Origin of the sequence: Knoellia flava TL1, from assembly GCF_000768675.1 — a bacterium.
Lineage (GTDB): Bacteria > Actinomycetota > Actinomycetes > Actinomycetales > Dermatophilaceae > Knoellia > Knoellia flava.
In genome coordinates this window covers 68,246-88,971 of record NZ_AVPI01000012.1, presented here as the reverse complement: position 1 = coordinate 88,971, position 20,726 = coordinate 68,246, and the positions used below count along the sequence as shown (strand labels likewise).

The window sequence follows — 20,726 nt, the reverse complement described above, 5'->3', positions numbered from 1 at the left end:
CGGCCTGGTGCGGGTGCACCGGACAACCGGCGGTCTTTGGTCAAGGGACACAGTAGACGGGCGAGCGCCCGGCGGCCAAATCGACCCTCGACTTCTTGCCCAGATGCGCCAGCGAGCTGTCCCATCTGGGCAAGAAGTCGAGCAGCAGGCCGGTCAGCCGGCGGAGGGGATGCTCAGCGCGCCGACCTGGTCGGCGGGCGGGGCGGCGATCTCGACCTTCTTGCCCCAGTCGCTGTAGGCGACCTCGATCTTCTGGCCCGCGGCGGACGTCGCGATCGTCACGGGACGGTCCTCCTTGTCGAGGACGTAGGTCATCGTCAGTGGCTTGGAACCGGCGGGCGCGGAGGCGGTCGACCCGAGCGCCTTCGCCGGGTCGACGGTGAACTCGTAGGTCGTCGTGTCGCCCGACTCGGCCTTGACGGTGGCCCGGGTGCCCTTGAGGTTCGCGGCCATCTTCGTCGGGTCGCTCACGCCGCCCTCGACGATGCCCTTGAACATCTGGCTCACGGGGTCCGTCGCGGTCGGGTCGATCTTGACCCACGGCTTGGACTGGCCCGGGAGCCCCTTGAGGTAGACGAAGTCGCCGACGGCGATGATCTCCATCTCGGCGCCCTCGACCGGCACCTTGGTGCGCTGCTCGAGCTTGCCGTCGGTGTAGCGGAAGTCGCCGGTGGCCTCCTGGCCGCCGGTCTTCATCGTCATCGTGCCGCTGCCGGCCTTCTCCATGGCCTTGACCATCCGGCCGGCGACCTCGCCGGCGTCGACCGTGTCGCCCTGGGCGGCATCGGCCTTCTCGGAGGTTCCAGCGCCCTCCGCCGAGGTGCCGTCGGAGCCGCACGCGCCGAGCGCGAGCAGGCCGGCCAGGGCCAGTGCAGCGCCGCCGGTGCGGCGCAGGGTGATCTTCATGGGGTGCGGGTCCCTCCCGGTTGGTTTGCGTTCCACCGTAACCGCGGACCGGGCGCGTCGACGAACCCGTCCGATCGGCCGGACGCGGCTCAGTAGGCCTTGAGGGCGGAGACGAGCCAGCGGTTGCCGACGTGCGTCATCGTCGCGATGACCCGGTTCTGGTCGATCGACGGCTCCTTCTGGGTGTCGCTCGTGCGGGCCTGGTTGACGAAGGCCTGGACGACAACCGTGTCCTCGGTCTGCGACATGACGCCGACCTCGTAGGCGCGGGCCTTGACGACCGTTCTGTCCTTCTGCGCCAGCGGGACGATCGTCTTCGTCATCGTCGCAGCGAACTCGTCCTTGAACTTTCCGGTGAGCAGCGCCTGGTTGGCCGGGATCTGCTGGGTCATCGTCTCGTGGTTGTAGCTGAGGACCTGCTCGAGCGTCGAGCGGGCCGTCGCCCGTGCGGCGCTCGCGTCGCGGCTGCGCTGCTCGGGGTCGTGGCGGGTGACGAGGAGGACGGCGGTGAGGAGGGCGAGGCTGAGCGCGAGCGCGAGGGCGGGGACGAGGATGCGTCGGCCGCGAGTGGGCTCGGGAGCCTCGGACGTCTCGGTGCTGTTGTCCGTCGCCCCGTCGACGGACTCGTCCTGATCGATGGACTCCTCCTGGGCGACGGGCTCGTCCAGTTCGACGGACTCGTCCTGCTCGACCGGCGTCGTCGCGGGGTCGAGGCCGGGACCGTCCGGACGTGCCGGACGGCGGCGCTGCCCGGCGACGCGGGGGCGACGGTTAGCCGACGAACTCAAGGCGCTCCACCTTCCACTGCTCCCCCACCAGCCGCAGCCCGAGCTTGGTGCGGTAGGTCTTCTTCTCCCCCGACGGCACGACGGTGTTGCTCGTCGGCGCGATGAGCCCGACGATGACCGTCGCCGAGTCGCGGTCGCCGTCGACGAGGGCGGCCTCGGAGCGCTCGACCTTGCTCACCGACTTGTTGTCGACGATGACCTTCTTGAGGTCCGCGAGCTGGGCGGTGTAGCTCGAGAGGAACTCCCCCGTCGCGCCCGCCTTGACCCGGTCGGTGTCCTCGTCGACCTTGCGGTAGTCGATCGTCGCGAAGTTCACGGCCAGCTGGCGTCCGGCGGCGAGCGCGTCGTTCTGCGCCTGCTCGGTGGCCCGGGCGTCCCACCAGGCGCGTCCTCGCGTGGCAGCGAGCGCGACGGTGGCGACGAGCGCCAGCGCCGTCAGCGCCCACAGCACCCGCGTTGTCGTCACCCGGGTCATCGGGCGGCCTCCTGCATGATCCACGACCAGGAGTCTGCCCCGGCTGCTCCTCCGCTCGGCGCGAGGGGGGCCGAGAGCTGCGGCACACCGTCGGCCACGGCGTCGTTGCCCAGCGGGAGCATGCGGTCGGCGAGCGAGAGCGGGTGCGAGGACGCGACGCCGCTGCGCGGACGGGGAGCGTTCTGGGCACCGCGGACGTTGGAGGCGGACCCGCGAGGCAGGGTGCAGCCGGCGGCCCGGTTGAGCGGCGGCAGGTTCTCGGTCTGGTTGGGGTCGGTCTTGCGCGTGCCCTCGTAGCCCTTGGTGCACACGACCGGGTCGTGCGCGGTCTGGACGCCGAAGTGCGCCGTGCCGTCGCCGGGCACGACGGTGTAGCCGCCGACGACGACCTCGGGGTAGGTGACGAACATCTGCTCGATGCCGTCGATGCGCGAGGTCGTCACCTGCCCGATGGTGATGAAGTTGGCGATGAGCACGGCGAGGTCCGCCTCGTTGGCCTTGATGAGCGACTCGAGCTCCTTGGAGGCGACGACGCCGCGGTCGAGGATGAGGCGCAGGTCGGAGTCGGACTTCTGCAGCGTCTCGGAGAGGTTGGCGAAGTCGGTCGCGAAGTTCTTGATCTGCGGCGCCGTGTCGCGTTGGGTGTCGAGGACCGTCTTGCTCTGCTGGAGCAGCCGAACGGTCGACGGGAGCGCGTCGATCGCGGCCTGGGTGAGCAGGTCGCCGTTGTCGATGAGGCGCGACAGGTCGGGTCCGGCGCCCTCGAAGCCGGTGCCGAGCTCGTCGACGACAGTGCGCAGGTCGTCCTGGTCGACCGAGCGGACCGTCTTGTCGACGTGCAGCAGCAGCTCGTCGACGCGGATCGGGTATGCCGTGTCCTTGCGTGGGATGACGTCTCCCTTCGCGAGGACGGGTCCGCCCGAGGAGCGCGGCTGGAGGTCGAGGTACTGCTCCCCCACCGCCGAGCGGTTCTCGACGACCGCCCTGGTGTCCTTGGGCACCTTGGTCCCACGGTCGAGTCGTGCCTCGACGAGGACACCGTCCTTCTCGAGCTCCAGCCCGGTGACGCGGCCCACCTTGACGCCGCGGTAGGTCACCTCGGACCCGACGAAGATGCCGCCGGACTGCGCGAACGACGCCTTGAAGACCGGGCCGCCGCCGAGCAGCCGCTCGGTGAGCCCGATGTAGTTGGCCGACAGGATCGACACCGCGACGATTGTGATGAGGGTGAAGGCCGCGAGCTGGACCTTGGTGAACGTGCGGATCATGCCGCGTCACCTCCGTAGAGCGAGGTCCACGACCGGTCGCCCGGGGCGTCGCTGCCGCACAGGGGCGGGCAGAGGGGGTTCGCCGGAGGCTTCGGAGCCGTCGGCGTCGGCACGGGGATCGGCACGGTCGGGACCGGGACCGGGATCGTCGGCTTCGGGATCGACGGAAGCGGCACTCCGGGGATCGTCGGCCCGCTGCCGCCGTCGAGGATCTTCAGCTCGCTGAGGTCGAGATCGGCCGTGACCGACAGGTTGGTGTAGTCGCCCTTGATCGCGCCGAGGGCGGCGTCGGGAAACGGGTAGGTGAGGAGCAGCTCGAGCGACTTCGGCAGCGCGTCCCCGGCCTTGTTGAGCTGCGAGAGCACCGGGCCCAAGGCCTTGAGGTTGGCGAGCAGGTCGGCCTTGGACCCCTGGATGACCTTGGTGCCGACCGCGCCGAGCCGGCTCAGCGCCTGGAGCATCTGGGTGAGCTGGACGCGCTGGTCGGCGAGGATCTTGAGCCCCTTGGGGATCTCCTCGAGCGTCTGGGCGATGAGGTCCTTCTGAGCGGCGAGGCGCGCGGCGAGCCGGTCGACCATGTCGATGGCGCGCACGATCTCGGCCTTCTGGTCCTCGAGCCCGCCGACGAAGGTGTTGAGCTCGCCGATGAGGTGCTTGATCTCGTCGGTGTTGCCCCGCAGCGCGTTGTTGAGCTCGCGCTCGATGACCGCGAGCTGCCCGACGCCACCACCGTTGAGCAGCAGCGACATCGCCGAGAGCACCTCCTCGACCTCGGGGTTGCGGTTGGTGCGCTCGATCGGGATGAGGTCGCCGTCGGAGAGGGTGCCGGTGGCGCGACCACCCGCGGGCGGTGAGAGGGCGATGTACTTCTCGCCGAGCAGCGAGGACTGCTTGAGCTCGGCGATCGCGTTGTCGGGCAGCTTGCTCGACTTCGGCACCGTGAGCGTCACGCGAGCGGTCCAGCCGTTGAGCTCGATCTCCTCGACCTGACCGACGGCGACCTCGTCGATCTTCACAGCGGACTTGGGCACGAGATCGAGGACGTCGGCGAAGTCGACCCGGACCCTCATCGACGGCCCGTCGCCCTTCGCCCCACCGGGCAGCGGCAGGTCGAAGGCGCCCTGGCAGGCGGACAGGACGACCGCGGCGGAGACGGCCACGGCCACGGCTCGCAGGCGGGCACCGGTGCGGCGTCGGCGCGGGTCCGACGTCCTGGGTGAGCGGGCGGCATACGTCATGGGGTGTCCTTCGGGAGGAGTCCGCCGAGCGTCGCGTCCGCGCCACGGACGAGGACCTCGGTGGACGACGCCTTGGCCGCCGCGGCCTCGGCGGCAGCGGCCGGGGGCGCGACGACGCCGGCCTCGGCGAGGGTCATCGCCGCGGGGATCGCCGACAGGCCCGGCAGGTTGAGGGCGCCGGGCAGCCCGCCCTTGGGTATGAGGCCCTGGAGGGTCGTGCAGAGGTTGGGGTTGGCGTTGCCCGTGCCCGTCGCACCGGTGAGGAGCGAGCAGAGGATGAGGGCGGGGTCGTCGAGACCCTCGACGTTGGCGCGGGTGTCGAGCGTGCCCGACGGCGGGTTGTAGGCGAGCTGGAGGTTGGAGAGCGCGACCGGCGCGTTGTCGAGCGTCGCGGCGAGGCTGTCGCGCTTGGCCGCCACCGCCGTCGTCAGCGACGTGAGCTGGTCGATGTCCTCGGTGAGCACGGCGCGGTTGTCCTTGACGAAGGTCGAGATCTCGGCCAGCGCGACGGCGAGGTTCTTGAGCGCCGCCTCGAGGTCGTCGCGCTCGCCGTCGAGCTGGTCGGAGACCTTGGAGAGGTCGGCGTTGAGCCGGCGGACCTGGGCGTCGTTGGTCGCGAGCATCCCGGTGAAGGTCTCGAGGTTCTTCACGGTCGCGAAGAGGTCGCCACGGCCCTCCGCGAAGGTCTGCACCGCCTGCGAGAGGTTGCGGTTCATCTCGTGGAGGTTCTCGCCGTTGCCCTCGAGGTTGCGGGCGCCCGTGTCGAGGACGCGGGTGAGCGCACCCTCCTTGTTGGCGCCGTCGGGGCCGAGCGCGACCATGAGGTCGTCGAGGCTCTGCGACACGCGGTCGAGCTCGACCGGGACGGCGGTGCGCTCCTGGGGGATGCGGGCGCCGTCGCGCATCTCCGGGCCCGTGGTGTAGGCCGGCAACAGTTGGACGTAGCGGTCGCTCACGAGCGACGGGGCGACGACGGCGGCCTTGGCGTCCGCGGGCACCTTGACGTCGTCGTCGACCTCGAAGGTCACGCGCACGCTCTCGCCGCGCGGCTCGACGGCCTTGACCTCGCCGACCCGGACACCGAGGACCCGGACGTCGGAGCCGGGGAAGAGACCGACGGCGCGGCCGAAGTCGCCGCTCACGGTCTTGGTGCCGCCGCTCGGCCAGAACGCCACGGCAGCGGCGACGAGGCCGACGACGACGAGCGCCGCGACGATCTTGCCGAGGACGGGCTTGCTCCCGTGCTTCATCGGCCCACCGCCCCGACCGGCACCGTGAGGTTCTGGATGTAAGTGTCGAACCACTGGCCCGTCCCCAGCGTGCTCGCGAAGACCCGGGTGAACGGCTGCATCGCGTCGATCGTGCGGGTGAGGTCGGCCTCGTGCTTGCGCAGGGTGGCGAGGACGCCGCGCAGCTGCTCGAGCGCCGGGCCGAGCTGCGCCCGGTTGTCACGGACGAGCCCGGTGATCTGGACGGCCATGGCGCTCGTGTTCGTGAAGAGGGTGTGGATGGCGTCGCGGCGCTCGTAGAGCTCGGCGAGGAGCAGGTCGGCGTCGACGATGATCTTCTCAATGACCTTGTTCTGGTCGGCAAGCGTGCCCGAGACCGAGTTCGCGGCCTTGAGCAGCGCCTTGAGCTCGGTGTCGCGGCTGGCGACCGTGCGCGACAGGCGGCTGAGGCCGTCGAGGGCCAGCGTGACGTTGGCCGGGGTGTCGGTGAACTCGCGGGCCATCGTGTCGAGCGAGTCGGCGAGGAGGTCGGTGTCGATCCGCTCGGTCGTCTCGGTGAGGTCGGAGAAGGCGTCGATGATGTCGTAGCTCGACACGGTGCGGGAGGTGGGGATCGTCGTCCCCTCCTTCATCTGGCCGCGGCCGCGGGGCTCGAGCGAGACGTACTTCTGACCGAGCAGGGTCTTCATCCGGACCGAGGCACCGGTTTCCGGGCCGAAGGCGACGTCCTCGGTGATCCGGAAGTCGACGTCGACCTTGTTGCCGGCGAGCCGGATGTCGGTGACCTTGCCGACGCGCACGCCGGCGATCCTCACCTCGTCGCCGTCGCGCAGGCCACCGGCCTCGGTGAACGACGCGGCGTACTTCTCGCCACCACCGATGAGCGGCAGCGACGCGGCGTTGAAGGCGGCGAGCAGGACGATCGCGATCGCACCCAGACCGGCGATGCCGATGCGGAGCGGGTCACGGCTGCTGAACGGGCGGCTCATCGGCACCTCGCTGACGAGACGTTGTAGCCGAGGTTCCCCGGCGTCGGGCCGGTCGGCAGGACGATGTTCTTGGCGTCGAAGCGGCAGAGGTAGAAGTTGAACCAGGACCCGTAGGTCGCCGTCCGCGTGATGGCCGCGATCTTCTCGGGCGAGCCGGTGATGAACTTCTCGTATGCCGCGGTGTTGGCCGGCTTGTTGAGCGTCGCTCCCAGCGTGCGGAGCTGCGCGATGTCGTTCTTGATGTCCGGACGGCCGGCGGCGAGGAGCCGCGCGGTCTCGTCGGTCACCGAGTTGATGTTGGTGAGCGACTCGCCGATCGCCTTGCGGTCGGCCGCGAGCCCGGAGACGAAGCGCTGGAGCTGGATGAGCAGCTCGCCGAGGGCGTCGTCGTGCTGCTCGACCGTCGTCAGCGTCGTCGTGAGGTTGCTGATGACCCGGCCGATGACCTCGTCGCGGTCGGCGAGGGTGCTCGTGAGCGACGCGGTCTGGCCGAGGAGGGTGTTGATGTTGCCGCCCTCGCCCTGGAGCACCGAGATGATCTGCCCCGAGAGCTCGTTGACCTGCTTGGGCGAGAGTGCCGCGAAGAGCGGCTTGAACCCGTTGAAGAGCACGGTGAGGTCGAGGGCGGGGTGGGTGCGCTCGAGCGGGATCTTCGCCCCGTCCCTGAGCGGGCTCGCGCCGCCCGGCCCCTGGGTGAGCGCGATGTAGCGCTCGCCGACGAGGTTGCGGTACTTGATGGTCGCGACCGTGCCCTGGGTGAGGACGCTCGACGAGAGGACGTCGAACTCCACCGCGGCGTTGGTGCGGTCGGGTGCGACGTCGATGCTCTTGACGGTGCCGACCCGGACGCCGGCGATGCGGACCTCATGGCCCTTGGCGAGCCCGGTGACATCGGAGAAGAGGGCGGTGAAGGTGTTGCGGTCACCGGGCTGGATGTTGGCGATCGTCGCGGCGAGGGTGCCGGTGGCGAGGATCGTGACGATCGCGAAGACGATGAACTTCACGAGGCTGGGCGTGGTCTTCACTGGCTCACCACCGTCCCGCGCATCATCGGCCCCGCGAGCAGGGTGGCCAGCGAGGCGTCCTCGTCCGCGGGCACCCCGACGAGGGCGCCGACGAGCTGCTGCTCCTCGACCGTGCCCGCGAGCCCGGCGTCGACGCTCGGGATGCTCGCCGCGTCGGCGCTGAGGAAGGCCTGGGGCAGCGCCGAGTGGCTGACGTAGGTCGGTGCACCGTCGGTGCCGTCGTCGAACTTCGAGCCCTCACGGGGGTCGTTCTGGTTGCCCACCTTGGTCGGCAGGCCCTTGCAGTCCGGGGCGCGCTTGTCGCGCCAGGCGGGCTCCTCCCCCGGTCGGTAGCCCTCGCGCTGGCGGGGCAGCTCCATGGTGATGTGGAACATCCCGTCGCGGAAGATCTCGCGGGCGCGCGGCAGCCAGCCGACGAGGCCCTGGCTGAAGCAGGGGTAGATCGGCGAGTGCTTGGCGAGCACCTCGAGCGTCGGGCGCTGCACCCGGCCGACCTGGATGATCCGGTTCTGGTTCGTCTCGAGGAAGCCGGCGGTCGTGTTGGCGAACCCGGCGGTGCCCGCGAGGAAGCCGGAGAGCTCCTTCTGCTTCTCGACGATCGTCGTGTTCGTCGTGAGCAGCGCCTTGGCCGCGCGGAGCAGCTCGGGTGCGGCGACGGCATACGTGCTCGCGAAGTCGGCGAGACCCGAGATGTCGGCCTGGATGGTCGGCATGTGCGGGTTGAGCTGGGTGAAGTACTGGTCGACGAGGACGAGGTTCTTGCCAAGCTTGGTGCCGCGACCGTCGAGGGCGGTGGCGAGCGCGTTGAGGGTGGCCGAGAGCTTCGCCGGCTCGACCGCCCGAAGGAGCGGCAGGAGATCCTCGAAGACCTCCTCGAGCTCGATCGCGAGCGTCGTGCGGTCCTGCGGGATGACGTCGCCGGCGCGAATGGCCCGGCCCTGCTCTCCTTGGGGCGGGACGAGGTCGACGAACCGCTCCCCGAAGAGGGTCTTGGGCAGGAGCCGCGCGCTGACCTTGGCCGGGATGAGGTCGACCATCTCGGGCTTGAGCGCGAGGCCGAGGGTGACGCCGTCGCCGTGCGACTCGATCGTGCGGACCTCGCCGACGATGAGCCCGCGGATCTTGACGTCGGAGGCCTCCTGGAGCTGGCTGCCGATGCGGTTGGTCTCGAGCGTGACCTCGACGACGTCGGCGAACGCCTTGTTGAACGAGGCGATCGACAGCGAGAGGAGCAGGGCGACGACGACGAGGAACGCCACACCGTAGGTGCGGTGCCCGAGTCGTCCGAGGGCTGAGCTCGTGGCCATGGCTATCCCGCGATCCTCACGGTCGTCGTCGCGCCCCACACGGCGAGCGAGAAGAAGAAGTCGACGAGGTTGATGGCGACGATCGAGGTGCGGACGGCCTTGCCAACGGCGACACCGACGCCCGCGGGTCCGCCGCTGGCGTTGTAGCCGTAGTAGCAGTGGATGAGGATGATGATGACCGCGAAGACGAGCACCTTGAGGAACGAGTAGAGGATGTCTATCGGCGGTAGGAAGAGATGGAAGTAGTGGTCGTAGGTGCCCTTGGACTGCCCGAAGTAGTCGGTGACGATGAAGCGGGTCGCGGCATACGACGACAGCAGGCCGAGGACGTAGAGCGGGATGACCGCGATGAAGCCGGCGATCATGCGGGTGGTGACGAGGAAGGGCAGTGAGGGGATGCCCATGACCTCGAGGGCGTCGACCTCCTCCGAGATCCGCATGGCGCCGAGCTGGGCGGTGAAGCCGCAGCCGACGGTCGCCGCGAGCGCGAGCCCGGCGACGAGCGGGGCGATCTCGCGGGTGTTGAGGTAGGCCGCGAGGAAGCCGGCGAAGGCGCCGGTGCCGAGCTGGTTGAGCGAGGAGTAGCCCTGCAGTCCGACCTGGCTGCCGGTGAAGAACGCCATGAAGGTGAGGACTCCGACGGTGCCGCCGATGACGCTGAGCGCACCGCTGCCGAGGGAGACCTCGGCGAGGAGGCGCAGCACCTCCTTCTTGTAGCGGCGGATCGTGCGGCCGCTCCAGGCGATCGAGCGCACGTAGAAGTGCATCTGGTCGCTCAGGCTGTCGAGCATCCGCCCGGGGCGGGCGGCGAGCTCCTTGGTCCGGCTCATCGTGTGCTCACCTCAGACCTTCTGGGGGACGACTTGGAAGTAGATGGCCGAGACGACGAAGTTGATGACGAAGAGGAGCATGAAGGTGATGACGACGCTCTGGTTCACGGCGTCGCCGACCCCCTTGGGCCCTCCCCCGGCCGTCAGTCCCTTGTAGGACGCGACGATCGCGGCGACCGCGCCGAAGAGCAGCGCCTTGATCTCCGAGGTCCACAGGTCGGCGAGCTGCGCCAGCGCCGTGAACGAGGAGAGGTAGGCGCCCGGCGTCCCGCCCTGGATGACAACGTTGAAGAAGTAGCCGCCGCCCACGCCGACGACGGAGACGAGCCCGTTGAGCAGCACCGCGACGAGCATCGCCGCGAGGACGCGGGGCACGACGAGACGGTGGATGGGGTTGATGCCGAGGACCTCCATCGCGTCGATCTCCTCGCGGATCTTGCGTGACCCGAGGTCGGCGCAGATCGCGGAGCCGCCTGCGCCGGCGATGAGCAGGGCCGTGACGATGGGTGACGCCTCACGCACGACCGCGAGGACGCTCGCCGCTCCGGTGAACGACTGGGCGCCGAGCTGGCGGGTGAGCGTGCCGAGCTGGAGGGCGATGACGGCGCCGAAGGGGATCGACACCAGCGCCGTGGGGATGATCGTCACCGACGCGATGAACCAGCACTGCTGGATGAACTCCTTGGTCTGGAACGGCCGCTTGGGCAGCGCCCGCAGCACGTCGAGGGCCATCGCGAAGAACGCGCCCGCTTGCTTGAGCGGAGAGACGAGCAGGTTCACGAGACCACCTCACCCTCGGGCACCTGCTCGGGCACCTGCGAGACGCCGGGCACGCCGGCGTTGCCCGAGCGGAACGAGCCGGGCGGCGGGGTGACCCCGTTGTCGCGGCACCACTGGCCCGCCGGCTTCTCGGCGCGGCGGGGCGAGCCGTCGCTCGTGCCGAGCTGGAGCGGGATGGGCGGCAGCGGCGGCAGCTCCTGGCCGGACTCGGCGGCGAGCTCGTCGGCGTCCTTCTCCTCGGACATGCCGATGGGGCCGACCGTCTGGGCGTTGAGGAACTGGCGCACGACCGGCTCCTCGGAACTGAGCAGCATCTCGCGCGGCCCGAACATCGCGAGGTGGCGGTGGTAGAGCAGCCCGATGTTGTCGGGGACGGTCCGCGCGGTGTTGATGTCGTGGGTGACGATGAGGAAGGTCGCGTCGATCTGCGCGTTGAGGTCGATGAAGAGCTGGTTGATGTAGGACGTGCGCACCGGGTCCAGACCCGAGTCGGGCTCGTCGATGAGGAGGATCTCGGGGTCGAGCACGAGGGCGCGGGCGAGTCCGGCGCGCTTGCGCATGCCACCGGAGATCTCACCGGGCAGCTTGTCCTCGGCGCCGGAGAGGCCGACGAGATCCATCTTCTCGAGGACGATCCTGCGGATGTCGCTCTCGGACTTCTTCGTGTGCTCGCGCAGCGGGAAGGCGACGTTGTCATAGAGGCTCATCGACCCGAAGAGTGCGCCGTCCTGGAAGAGGACGCCGAAGAGCTTGCGGATCTCGTAGAGGTCGTTCTCGCGCAGCGTGACGAGGTCGTCGCCGTTGATGACGATCGAGCCCTTGTCGGGCTTGAGGAGGCCGACGAGCGTCTTGAGGAAGACGGACTTGCCGGTGCCCGAGGGGCCGAGCATCACCGAGATCTCGCCGGGGGGAAGGGTGAGCGTGACGTCGTTCCAGATCAGCTGGGAACCGAAGGACTTCGTCAGCCCTTGGACGTCGATGGCGACACCCATTGTCACAACCTCATTTCCGGCCCGTGGTGCGTGGCAGGGAGTCGCCACCACGGGTGGGCCCGGGGCGGCGGTGCAACAGGGCTCCGGCGAAGTTACCCCGGGGTTACCTCAGAAACAAGTTGCGGCCACGGAGAGCAGTCAAGGTCACACCACGGCCCTCGCAGGGCTTTGCGCTCAGGGCAAAACGGGCAGCGGCCCCCGTTCCGGAGAACGGAGGCCGCTGTCGCGTGCGCGGGACGGTCAGGCGTCGGCCTGGGCGTCCTCCTCGAGGAGGTTGCGCGTCTTGGTGAAGTCGAGCGGGACACCGGGGCCCATCGTCGTCGACATCGTGGCCTTGCTGATGTAGCGGCCCTTCGAGGAGGCCGGCTTGAGGCGGAGGATCTCCTCCAGCGCGGCGGCGTAGTTCTCGACGAGCTTCTTCTCGTCGAAGGACGCCTTGCCGATGATGAAGTGGAGGTTCGCGTGCTTGTCGACGCGGAACTCGATCTTGCCGCCCTTGATGTCGGAGACGGCCTTGGCCGTGTCCATCGTGACCGTGCCGGTCTTCGGGTTGGGCATGAGACCACGCGGGCCGAGGACCTTGCCGAGACGACCGACCTTGCCCATGAGGTCCGGGGTGGCGACGATCGCGTCGAAGTCGAGCCAGCCGCCGGCGACCTTCTCGAGGAGGTCGTCGGAGCCGACGTAGTCGGCACCGGCAGCCTTGGCGGCCTCGGCCTTGTCACCGTTGGCGAAGACGAGGACGCGGGCGGTCTTGCCCGTGCCGTTGGGGAGGTTGACCGTGCCACGGACCATCTGGTCGGCCTTGCGCGGGTCGACACCGAGTCGCATGGCGACCTCGACCGTCTCGTCGTACTTGGCCTTGGCGCCGGCCTTGGCGAGGCGGACGGCCTCGAGCGGGCTGTAGACCTTGTCGGCCGCGATCTTCTCGGCGGAGGCGCGGTAGCTCTTGCTGCGCTTCATGTGCTGCTCCTTGTTTCAGTGGTGGAGTCGTGGTCCGGGCCAGCGCTGGCCCTCCCACGCGCTTGCCTCAGGTGAGGAAGCGCTTCCCGTATGCCGGCCTCCCGCCTGGGCGGCCGGCATACGGAACGTTTGCTGTTGGTGACCGGCCTCAGGAGAGGTCGGTCGTGATGCCCATCTGACGGGCCGTGCCGGCGATGATCTTCATCGCGGCGTCGACGTCGTTGGCGTTGAGGTCGGGCATCTTCTGCTCGGCGATCTCACGGACCTGGTCGACGGTGAGGTTCGCGACCTTGGTCTTGTGCGGCTCGCCGGAGCCCTTCTGGACACCCGCGGCCTTCTTGATGAGCTCGGAGGCCGGCGGCGTCTTCGTGATGAAGGTGAACGAGCGGTCCTCGAACACCGTGATGACGACGGGGATGATGTTGCCCCGCTGGTGCTCGGTCGCAGCGTTGTAGGCCTTGACGAACTCCATGATGTTGACGCCGTGCTGACCGAGCGCGGGGCCGACGGGGGGAGCCGGGGTCGCGGCACCTGCCTGGATCTGCAGGTTGATGTAGCCGGAGACCTTCTTCTTGGGAGGCATGCTCTTGCGTTCCTTCTTCTTTGTTGTGGGCCCACGCCGTGGGCGATGACCCGGTTGCAGTGTTGCCGAGCGTCAGATCTTGGCGACCTGGCCGAACGACAGCTCGACCGGGGTCTCCCGGCCGAAGATGGAGACGAGGACCTTGAGCTTCTGGCTCTCGGCGTTGATCTCGGAGATCGTCGCCGGCAGGGTCTCGAAGGGGCCGTCCATGACGGTGACCGACTCGCCGACCTCGAAGTCGACGACGGGGGCGTCGGCGGACGAGCCACCGGAGGAGGCGGGCGAGCCCGGGGCGGCAGCCGCGGCCGCGGCCATCTCGAGCTCGGCGGGCTTGATCATCGTGTAGACCTCGTCGAGGCTCAGCGGCACCGGCTGGTGCGCGTTGCCGACGAAGCCGGTGACACCGGGCGTGTGGCGCACGGCGCCCCACGACTCGTCGGTGAGGTCCATGCGGACGAGGACGTACCCGGGCATCCGGACCCGGCGGACCAGCTTGCGCTGACCGCTCTTGATCTCGGTGACCTCCTCCATGGGGACCTCGATCTCGAAGATGTAGTCCTCCATGTTGAGGGACTGGATCCGGGTCTCGAGGTTGGTCTTCACGCGGTTCTCGTAGCCCGCGTAGGAGTGGATGACGTACCAGTCACCGAACTTGCTCGCGAGGTCGTCCTTGAACGCCTGGACCGGGTCGACGTCGGTGGGGACGACGTCGCCGTCCTCGTCGGACTCGGTCGTCGCGGCCTCGAGCGTGCTCTCGGCGGGGGCGTCGGACTCATCGTCGGTGTCGTTGTCGCTCGACTCGGCGGTCACGTCCTCGTCCGCGTCGTCGTCCTCGGGGGCGTCGAGGTCGGCGGGCTGGTCGGCCGACGTGTCGAGGAACTCGGGGGCGGTGTCGCCGAGGGTCAGCGACTCGCGCTGCGCGGCGCTCTCGGTCTCGTCGACGGCGAGGGTCTCGGGGTCGCCGGAGGTCGACTCGGCGTCCTGGGACGTCGTGTGGTCGGACACTGCGGACCTACTTCCTGTTCAGCGTTGTGTTGGTCGTGGTGGCGGGTGCGACCTCGCGGACGCGCCCGGGGGCTCAGCCCCCGTTGCCGAAGACCAGCCCGACGAGCTTGCTGAAGCCGAAGTCGAGGCCGGACACGAGCGCCATCATCACGGAGACGAAGACGATGACGACGAGCGTGTAGTTCCACAGCTCGGACCGCGTCGGCCGGACGACCTTGCGCAGCTCGTCGAGGATCTGGCTGATGAACAGACCCAGGGAGCCGAAGAGCCGCGACACGGGGTTGCCGCCCTTGCCGGCGCGCTTGCTCGCCTGGCGAGAGTCGCGGGACTCGCCCACTTCCGTCACGGTTCCTCTTCTCCGAAATGATCTGAACGTGCAGGGCAGGAGGGACTCGAACCCCCAACCGCCGGTTTTGGAGACCGGTGCTCTACCAATTGAGCCACTGCCCTAGGAACGCACCTGCTGGGAAGGTGGTTCCGGAGGTGACGACAGGCACGCCGAAGCATGGTGCGATCACCGAGGGAACAGCATACGGGACGCCCCGGTCCGACGCGAAACCGTCAGACCGGGGCGCAACCGTGCTCGTCGGTCAGCGAAGCGGCACTCCGCCGAAGAGCATCCGGTGGTTCGAAGGGGTGAACTCCGTCTTGACCCAACCCCCGTTCACTCGGGTGTGCCCCTTCCAACCGAAGATGTAGTCGACCTTGCGGTCGGTGTTCTTCTTGACCTTGCCGATCGTGAACCGGCCGGTTCGAGCCTCGTTGCCCGTGGCCGACTGGGTGATCTCCCGGAAGTCGCCCCGGGCGTCGGGACCGACGCCGTAGACGTAGTCCATGGCGCGTGCCATCGGCTCACGGTTGAAGTCCCCGGCGACGAGGATCAGGTCCTTGTTCCAGGCGCGTGCCTTGTCGCGGATCACCTTCGTCGACGCGAGCCGCATCGCGTTCTTGGCCGGGCCGTCGCCGGAGGCCAGGTGCGTGGAGCAGGCGCGCGTGGAACGACCCGCGTAGGAGAAGTTGAGGCATGCCATGCCGTAGTTCTGGTCCTCGCCCTCGACATTGAAGTCGACGGCATCACGCTCCACACGCGCATTCTTGTCCGTGTAGACCACCACCTCGCCGATGACGTTGTCCGAGCAGTCCGACTGGTTGTCCCGTCGGATGTGGAACGACGCCTTGCCCAGCTTCTCCTCGATCCGCGGCAGCATGCTCTGGCACACCTCTTGGAGGAAGACGACCTCGGCTCCCGGGAACCGGTCGCTCTTGGACTTCTGGATGACCTTCGTCAGGGCCTCGGGCTTCTTGGCGATGTTGTGCGAGATGACTCGAACCATCCCGGGTGCGGCCTCGGCGGCCGGTGCGGTGGTCGTGCTCACGGCGCCGATCGCGCCGGTGAGCGCCAGCGTGGCGACCGCGAGCACGGCGCCGTGACGGCTGGTGGACAGTTTCATGTGAGTTCCCTCCCTCGCGGCGAGCGCCTCTCGCCCGCCCCGGACCACCCTCGCAACGCCGCACGTCTCGCACCATGGGGAGGACTGCCCTCCCCGGCTCACGTCTGGAACGATGACGGTCGTGACCGAGCAGACCGCCGCAGCCCTGTCCTCCCTCTCCCCCGCCGAGCTCGAGACGTTCCTCGAGAGCCAGCGCACGGCATACGCCGATCTCCAGGAACGTGGGCTCACGCTCGACCTCACGCGTGGCAAGCCCTCCGTCGCGCAGCTCGACCTCAGCAACGAGCTGCTCGAGCTGCCGCGCGGACACAAGGATGCGAGCGGGACCGACGTGCGCAACTACGGCGGGCTGTCGGGGATCGCCGAGCTGCGCGCGATGTTCGCCGACCTGCTCTGGGTCGAGCCCGAGCAGGTCGTCGCCGGCGGCAACTCGAGCCTGACGATGATGCACGACTGCCTCGTCCAGCTCCTGCTCCACGGCGCACCCGACTCGCCGCGCCCGTGGTCGCAGGAGGAGACGGTGAAGTTCGTCTGTCCCGTGCCCGGCTACGACCGGCACTTCACGATGCTCGCGTCCTACGGGATCGAGATGCTGACGGTGCCGATGAACGAGGACGGCCCGGACGTCGCCGCCGTGCGCGAGCTCGTCAAGGACCCCGCGGTCAAGGGCATGTGGATCGTGCCGACCTATGCGAACCCGTCGGGCTCGACGTGCTCGCAGGAGGTCGCGAGCGAGCTCGCGTCGATGGAGACGGCGGCGCCGGACTTCCGGATCTTCTGGGACAACGCCTACGCGTTCCACCACCTCACCGAGGACGAGGCCAAGAGCGCCGACATCATCACGCTCGCGTCGGGCTCGGGGCACCCCAACCGGCCGATCATGTTCGCCTCGACGTCGAAGATCACCTTCGCCGGGTCCGGAGTCGCGTTCCTCGCGGCGTCGAAGGCGAACGTCGACTGGTACCTCGGGCACCAGCAGTTCGCCTCCATCGGCCCGGACAAGGTCAACCAGCTGCGGCACGTGCAGTTCTTCGGCTCGGCCGACGGCGTGCGCGAGCACATGCGCAAGCACCGCGAGATCCTCGGCCCGAAGTTCGCGGCCGTGGACTCGGCGCTGTCGTCCGCGCTCGACGGACGCGAGGTCGCGACGTGGTCGAAGCCGACCGGCGGCTACTTCGTCAACCTCGACGTCCTCGACGGCACCGCCTCACGGGTCGTCGAGCTCGCCAAGGGCGCGGGGATCGCGCTCACGCCTGCCGGGGCCTCGTTCCCCCACGGCAAGGACCCGCGCGACCGCAACATCCGGCTCGCGCCGTCCTTCCCCGTCCTCGCCGAGGTCGAGACCGCGATGGCCGGTGTCGCGACCTGCGTCCTCCTCGCCGCCGCCGAAAAGCTGGCAGGCGTGACAGGGTGAGGTCATGAGCGACCAGCCCGGAACCGAGAACTTCAACGACGACCTCGGCTCGATGAGCCTCGACGACGGCGTGGACGCCGGCGAGGGCCAGCCCGACCTGCTCGACTCGAGCGAGGGCGACAACCTGCCGGTGTCGCCGCCCGACCTCCAGCCGCGCAACACCGAGTGGGGCACGACGGCCGAGGAGCAGGCTCAGGACGAGACGATCGACCAGCGCATCAACCAAGAGGTGCCGGACCCCAACTCGGCCTACGGCGCCCCCGACAACGAGGGCGGCCTCGACGACGAGCCGCGCGTCGGCGGGGACGACCCCGACTCCATCCCGGCGGAGGAGGACTTCCTCGGTGAGCCGGGTGGCGTCGACGGCGTCGATGACGTCGACGGCGGGTCCCTCACCGCTCCGGACGAGGGCCTCGGCCCCGACGAGGAGAAGACGCTCGTCGCCGACGAGGGCGACGGCGCCCGACACGGCGCTCCCGAGGACGTGTCGGCCGAGGAGTCGGCCATGCACATCGTCGAGGAGTGAGCGCGCCGCCCTCCGGCACCTCGGGGGTCCGTGACACCGCGACCCTGCCGAAGGCGCACCTCCACCTGCACTTCACCGGCTCAATGCGCGTCACCACGGTGCGCGAGATGTCGAAGGCCCACGGTCTGCGCCTGCCGTCGGCCCTCGGCGCCGACTGGCCGGTGACGTTCGAGACCCGCGACGAGCGGGGCTGGTTCCGCTTCCAGAGCCTCTACGACGTCGCGCGCCACTGCGTGCGCGGCGAGGCCGACATGCGGCGGATCGTGCGCGAGGCGGCTCTCGACGACGGCGCCGAGGGCTCGCGCTGGCTCGAGCTCCAGGTCGACCCCACGTCGTATGCACCTTTCGTCGGTGGCATCACACCCGCGCTCGAGATCGTCCTGGACGAGGCGGCGGCGGTCTCGCGCGAGCCGGGCGCCGCGCAGGTCGGGGTCATCGTCGCGGCCTCGCGGATGCGCCACGAGCTCGAGGCGCGCACCCTCGCGCGTCTCGCCGCGAGGTATGCCGGCGAGGGACCGGGTGCCGTCGTGGGCTTCGGCCTGAGCAACGACGAGCGACGCGGCGAGACGGAGGCCTTCGCGCCGGCCTTCTCGATCGCGCGCCGGGCCGGGCTGGCGCTCGTGCCGCACGCGGGCGAGCTGCTCGGGCCCGACGCCGTCGAGCGCACGCTCACCTCGCTCGGGCCGGACCGGCTCGGGCACGGGGTGAGGTCCGTCGAGGACCCGCGCACCCTCGACCGCGTCGTCGAGGACGGCGTGGCACTCGAGGTGTGCCCGGGCAGCAACATCTCGCTCGGTGTCTACGACGACATCGACGACGTGCCGCTGCGGCGGCTCGTCGACGCCGGGGCGACCATCGCCCTCGGGGCGGACGACCCGCTCATCTTCGGCTCGCGGCTGCAGGCGCAGTACGAGGTGGCGCGGCTGCTCGAGTTCTCCGACGCCGAGCTTGCCGACCTCGCCCGAGCGTCCCTTCGGGCGTCGCGAGCGCCCGGGAAGGTGCGTGAGACGGCATACGCCGACATCGACGCGTGGCTCGAGGGTGACGGTGCGGACGACGCCGTCGGGGCCGACGCACGGAACTCGGCCAGCGCCTAGGTTGGAGTGATGGAGGCACGCGCTGGCGGCGACGAGTCGATTGGCTCGGCGGTCCTCGGAGGTCTGGGGTGGATCGGCGGGCGGGCGCTCGCCGGGGCGTTCGGGCTCACGGCTCGGCTCCGGGGGACCCGGGCGCTGCACGCCGTGGGGTTCTGCGGGACGGGGCGCGTGACGATCGAGCCGGGACCGCGGAGCGGCGTGGTGCTTCTCGACGAACCGGGCCCGCATGCGTGCGATGTGCGCTGGTCCCGCGCCACGGGACTGCGCGAGGGGCCGGACATCGAGGGGTTGGCGGTGCGCCTGACCGGACCGGCCGCCGGCGACGTGCTCCTCGCCTCGACGGGGACAGGGGTTCTCACGCGCCACGTGCTGACGGTGCGTGGGCGCTGGGACCACGGACCGCTGACCACCCTCCTCCCGCTCGAGACGGCGCGGGGCAGGCTCCTGTTGAGGGTGGACCCTGCCGGTCCGGTGGCTGGGGGCGGCGAGCCCCCGAGCGCCTACCGACTGCTCGTCGCGGCGCCCGGACACCCGTGGCACGAGCGGGGCCGCCTCGAGCTCACGTGGACCGACTCGGACTGCACGCGCCGCCACGACCCGGTCGGCCACGCGCCGATGGGGACGTGGACCTCGCCTCTGTGGACCGCCCTCCGGCAGCCCTCGTATGCCGTGTCTCAGCAGGTTCGTGCCGATCCCGAGGAGCCGAGCCGTGGGTGAGATGTCTGCCGAGGTCGACGCCGAGCGGTGGCTCATCGTCGACGGTCGCCGGTGGCGGCGGCAGGACCCGGCCCTGCCCGAGGATGTGGCCGAGAGGCTGCTGTCGCACCTGGGTCGGGGACGGTCCGGTGTGCGAGCGGCCAAGCAGGCGGGTCAGGACCCGGCTCCGTCACGTCTGCGGGTCGACCTCGCCAAGCACGGTCTGGGCGAGCGCGGAACGCCGTGGTGGGACCAGGACGATGCCGAGCGGCGGCGCCGGTGGGAGGAGGCGCTGCGTGACCTCGACGGACTCGACGACTGACATGGGCGCGACGGGCTCTAGGGCGGACGTGCTGCGGCTGCTCATCGTGGCCGACACGCACCTGCCGGCGCGGGCGCGAGACCTGCCGGCGCAGGTCTGGGCGGCCGTGGACGAGGCGGACGTCGTCCTCCACGCCGGTGACTGGGTGACACCACGGCTGCTCGACGCACTCGAAGAACGAGCCAAGAGGCTCGTCGGGGTCTGGGGCAACAACGACGGTGCCGAGCTGCGGCGCAGGCTGCCCGAGGTCGCACGCGTCGAGCTCGGTGGCCTGCGCTGGGGTGTGGTGCACGAGACCGGGCCGAAGCAGCGGCGCGAGGAACGGATGCGGGCCGCGTACCCGGACCTCGACGTCCTCGTCTTCGGCCACAGCCACATTCCGTGGGACACCGAGCACGACGGCCTGCGCCTGCTCAACCCGGGCTCACCGACCGACCGCCGGCGGCAGCCCCACTGCACCTACCTCACGTGCACGGTGGGTGGGGGCGAGCTGCGCAACGTTGTGCTGAATGCGCTGCCGCTCCGCCGCCCGTAGCTTCCTGCGCCGCAGGAGGTCGCTCGTCGTCGTCGCGGCGGGACCATGGGACCGCCGCACACGGGTGGACGTGGAGGGGTGTCTTTGCTCCACCACCCGACGCAACGGCAACCGGCTGGGCTCATCGAACCGGCTGCCCTTCGAGGGGTGCCTGGGCGGGGTGTCTTCGCTCCACCACCCGAGGCAATGACGTCGCCACGGCGCTGTGGGTCTCCGTGTGGTTTCTCCGGGCGGGTCGTCCACAGGTGGCTTGGCGAGACGCGACCGTCCACAGGAACACCAGCGTGGTCTGGTCGGGAGAGCGACG

23 protein-coding genes and 1 tRNA gene are annotated in these 20,726 nt (G+C 69.8%); 6 read left to right on the top strand and 18 right to left on the bottom strand.

Translation table 11 applies throughout. The annotated features are described in order from the left end of the window. Positions 1-153: 153 nt before the first annotated feature. The 18 genes from N798_RS05720 to N798_RS05635 all read right to left on the bottom strand — a co-directional run bounded on the left by N798_RS05720 (position 154) and on the right by N798_RS05635 (position 15,829). The gene (locus tag N798_RS05720; protein WP_035946939.1) at positions 154-906 is read right to left on the bottom strand and encodes a hypothetical protein; all 753 of its coding nucleotides are present in this window, start codon (positions 904-906) and stop codon (positions 154-156) included. Positions 907-995: 89 nt separating this feature from the next. Further along, positions 996-1,694, bottom strand: a complete 699-nt coding sequence (locus N798_RS05715) for a hypothetical protein (RefSeq protein WP_035946936.1) — start codon at positions 1,692-1,694, stop codon at positions 996-998. Next, a complete protein-coding gene (locus N798_RS05710) occupies positions 1,678-2,193 on the bottom strand; it encodes a hypothetical protein (protein ID WP_229708341.1) in 516 nt (171 codons plus the stop codon). Before N798_RS05710 ends, N798_RS05715 begins: the two co-directional genes overlap by 17 nt. Further along, positions 2,166-3,437 (bottom strand): MCE family protein, encoded by a 1,272-nt coding sequence (locus N798_RS05705; protein ID WP_035946931.1) that lies wholly within the window; start codon positions 3,435-3,437, stop codon positions 2,166-2,168. Before N798_RS05705 ends, N798_RS05710 begins: the two co-directional genes overlap by 28 nt. Continuing rightward, the gene (locus N798_RS05700; RefSeq protein ID WP_084100163.1) at positions 3,434-4,675 is read right to left on the bottom strand and encodes an MCE family protein; all 1,242 of its coding nucleotides are present in this window, start codon (positions 4,673-4,675) and stop codon (positions 3,434-3,436) included. Before N798_RS05700 ends, N798_RS05705 begins: the two co-directional genes overlap by 4 nt. Beyond that, a complete protein-coding gene (locus tag N798_RS05695) occupies positions 4,672-5,925 on the bottom strand; it encodes an MCE family protein (protein WP_035946929.1) in 1,254 nt (417 codons plus the stop codon). Before N798_RS05695 ends, N798_RS05700 begins: the two co-directional genes overlap by 4 nt. After that, positions 5,922-6,893, bottom strand: coding sequence for an MCE family protein (locus N798_RS05690; RefSeq protein ID WP_035947145.1), 972 nt, complete (start codon positions 6,891-6,893; stop codon positions 5,922-5,924). Before N798_RS05690 ends, N798_RS05695 begins: the two co-directional genes overlap by 4 nt. Next, positions 6,890-7,918 carry an MCE family protein gene (locus N798_RS05685; protein ID WP_035946927.1) on the bottom strand — a complete coding sequence of 343 codons (1,029 nt, stop codon included), beginning with the start codon at positions 7,916-7,918 and terminating at the stop codon, positions 6,890-6,892. The genes N798_RS05690 and N798_RS05685 overlap by 4 nt, the downstream gene beginning before the upstream one ends. Further along, positions 7,915-9,225, bottom strand: coding sequence for an MCE family protein (locus tag N798_RS05680; RefSeq protein WP_052116962.1), 1,311 nt, complete (start codon positions 9,223-9,225; stop codon positions 7,915-7,917). Before N798_RS05680 ends, N798_RS05685 begins: the two co-directional genes overlap by 4 nt. A 2-nt stretch (positions 9,226-9,227) precedes the next feature. After that, complete coding sequence (locus N798_RS05675) at positions 9,228-10,055, bottom strand: MlaE family ABC transporter permease (protein WP_035946925.1); 828 nt, start codon at positions 10,053-10,055, stop codon at positions 9,228-9,230. 12 nt (positions 10,056-10,067) lie between these two features. Continuing rightward, the gene (locus N798_RS05670) at positions 10,068-10,835 is read right to left on the bottom strand and encodes an MlaE family ABC transporter permease (protein WP_229708344.1); all 768 of its coding nucleotides are present in this window, start codon (positions 10,833-10,835) and stop codon (positions 10,068-10,070) included. Beyond that, complete coding sequence (locus N798_RS05665; protein WP_052116961.1) at positions 10,832-11,827, bottom strand: ABC transporter ATP-binding protein; 996 nt, start codon at positions 11,825-11,827, stop codon at positions 10,832-10,834. The genes N798_RS05670 and N798_RS05665 overlap by 4 nt, the downstream gene beginning before the upstream one ends. 240 nt (positions 11,828-12,067) lie before the next feature. Next, positions 12,068-12,790: a 50S ribosomal protein L1 gene (rplA, locus tag N798_RS05660; protein WP_035946924.1), complete on the bottom strand. Its 723-nt coding sequence runs from the start codon at positions 12,788-12,790 to the stop codon at positions 12,068-12,070. 148 nt (positions 12,791-12,938) lie between these two features. After that, complete coding sequence (gene rplK, locus N798_RS05655; RefSeq protein ID WP_035946923.1) at positions 12,939-13,373, bottom strand: 50S ribosomal protein L11; 435 nt, start codon at positions 13,371-13,373, stop codon at positions 12,939-12,941. Between the two features lie 72 nt (positions 13,374-13,445). Continuing rightward, positions 13,446-14,378 (bottom strand): transcription termination/antitermination protein NusG, encoded by a 933-nt coding sequence (gene nusG, locus N798_RS05650; RefSeq protein ID WP_035946921.1) that lies wholly within the window; start codon positions 14,376-14,378, stop codon positions 13,446-13,448. Positions 14,379-14,451: 73 nt separating this feature from the next. Further along, entirely contained in the window at positions 14,452-14,724 is a 273-nt protein-coding gene (gene secE, locus N798_RS05645) for a preprotein translocase subunit SecE (protein WP_035946920.1), read from the bottom strand. Between the two features lie 31 nt (positions 14,725-14,755). Continuing rightward, positions 14,756-14,828: transfer RNA gene (locus tag N798_RS05640), tRNA-Trp, on the bottom strand. A 140-nt stretch (positions 14,829-14,968) separates the two neighbouring features. Continuing rightward, complete coding sequence (locus N798_RS05635; RefSeq protein ID WP_156971632.1) at positions 14,969-15,829, bottom strand: endonuclease/exonuclease/phosphatase family protein; 861 nt, start codon at positions 15,827-15,829, stop codon at positions 14,969-14,971. Between the two features lie 121 nt (positions 15,830-15,950). On the opposite strand from N798_RS05635, the gene N798_RS05630 reads away from it, so the two are divergent. From N798_RS05630 to N798_RS05605, 6 genes are read left to right on the top strand one after another with little or no spacing between them, the layout of a single operon-like run. Continuing rightward, the gene (locus N798_RS05630) at positions 15,951-17,243 is read left to right on the top strand and encodes a PLP-dependent aminotransferase family protein (protein ID WP_232222668.1); all 1,293 of its coding nucleotides are present in this window, start codon (positions 15,951-15,953) and stop codon (positions 17,241-17,243) included. A gap of 4 nt (positions 17,244-17,247) precedes the next feature. Then, positions 17,248-17,769 (top strand): DUF5709 domain-containing protein, encoded by a 522-nt coding sequence (locus N798_RS05625; protein ID WP_035946916.1) that lies wholly within the window; start codon positions 17,248-17,250, stop codon positions 17,767-17,769. After that, complete coding sequence (locus N798_RS05620; protein WP_035946914.1) at positions 17,766-18,866, top strand: adenosine deaminase; 1,101 nt, start codon at positions 17,766-17,768, stop codon at positions 18,864-18,866. The genes N798_RS05625 and N798_RS05620 overlap by 4 nt, the downstream gene beginning before the upstream one ends. A 9-nt stretch (positions 18,867-18,875) precedes the next feature. Further along, complete coding sequence (locus tag N798_RS05615; RefSeq protein ID WP_052116960.1) at positions 18,876-19,583, top strand: hypothetical protein; 708 nt, start codon at positions 18,876-18,878, stop codon at positions 19,581-19,583. 1 nt (position 19,584) lies between these two features. Continuing rightward, complete coding sequence (locus N798_RS05610; protein ID WP_035947139.1) at positions 19,585-19,884, top strand: hypothetical protein; 300 nt, start codon at positions 19,585-19,587, stop codon at positions 19,882-19,884. 1 nt (position 19,885) lies between these two features. After that, complete coding sequence (locus tag N798_RS05605; RefSeq protein WP_198030716.1) at positions 19,886-20,419, top strand: metallophosphoesterase family protein; 534 nt, start codon at positions 19,886-19,888, stop codon at positions 20,417-20,419. The last annotated feature ends 307 nt before the right edge of the window (positions 20,420-20,726 follow it).

Bases quoted from the DNA above. Each gene is read 5' to 3' on its own strand.
- N798_RS05675 (WP_035946925.1), bottom strand. From the start codon at position 10,055: ATGAGCCGGACCAAGGAGCTCGCCGCCCGCCCCGGGCGGATGCTCGAC.
- N798_RS05700 (WP_084100163.1), bottom strand. From the start codon at position 4,675: ATGACGTATGCCGCCCGCTCACCCAGGACGTCGGACCCGCGCCGACGC.
- N798_RS05720 (WP_035946939.1), bottom strand. From the start codon at position 906: ATGAAGATCACCCTGCGCCGCACCGGCGGCGCTGCACTGGCCCTGGCC.
- rplA (WP_035946924.1), bottom strand. From the start codon at position 12,790: ATGAAGCGCAGCAAGAGCTACCGCGCCTCCGCCGAGAAGATCGCGGCC.
- N798_RS05625 (WP_035946916.1), top strand. From the start codon at position 17,248: ATGAGCGACCAGCCCGGAACCGAGAACTTCAACGACGACCTCGGCTCG.
- N798_RS05610 (WP_035947139.1), top strand. From the start codon at position 19,585: ATGTCTGCCGAGGTCGACGCCGAGCGGTGGCTCATCGTCGACGGTCGC.
- N798_RS05665 (WP_052116961.1), bottom strand. From the start codon at position 11,827: ATGGGTGTCGCCATCGACGTCCAAGGGCTGACGAAGTCCTTCGGTTCC.
- N798_RS05615 (WP_052116960.1), top strand. From the start codon at position 18,876: ATGGAGGCACGCGCTGGCGGCGACGAGTCGATTGGCTCGGCGGTCCTC.
- rplK (WP_035946923.1), bottom strand. From the start codon at position 13,373: ATGCCTCCCAAGAAGAAGGTCTCCGGCTACATCAACCTGCAGATCCAG.
- N798_RS05695 (WP_035946929.1), bottom strand. From the start codon at position 5,925: ATGAAGCACGGGAGCAAGCCCGTCCTCGGCAAGATCGTCGCGGCGCTC.
- N798_RS05605 (WP_198030716.1), top strand. From the start codon at position 19,886: ATGGGCGCGACGGGCTCTAGGGCGGACGTGCTGCGGCTGCTCATCGTG.
- N798_RS05690 (WP_035947145.1), bottom strand. From the start codon at position 6,893: ATGAGCCGCCCGTTCAGCAGCCGTGACCCGCTCCGCATCGGCATCGCC.
- N798_RS05680 (WP_052116962.1), bottom strand. From the start codon at position 9,225: ATGGCCACGAGCTCAGCCCTCGGACGACTCGGGCACCGCACCTACGGT.
- N798_RS05705 (WP_035946931.1), bottom strand. From the start codon at position 3,437: ATGATCCGCACGTTCACCAAGGTCCAGCTCGCGGCCTTCACCCTCATC.
- N798_RS05635 (WP_156971632.1), bottom strand. From the start codon at position 15,829: ATGAAACTGTCCACCAGCCGTCACGGCGCCGTGCTCGCGGTCGCCACG.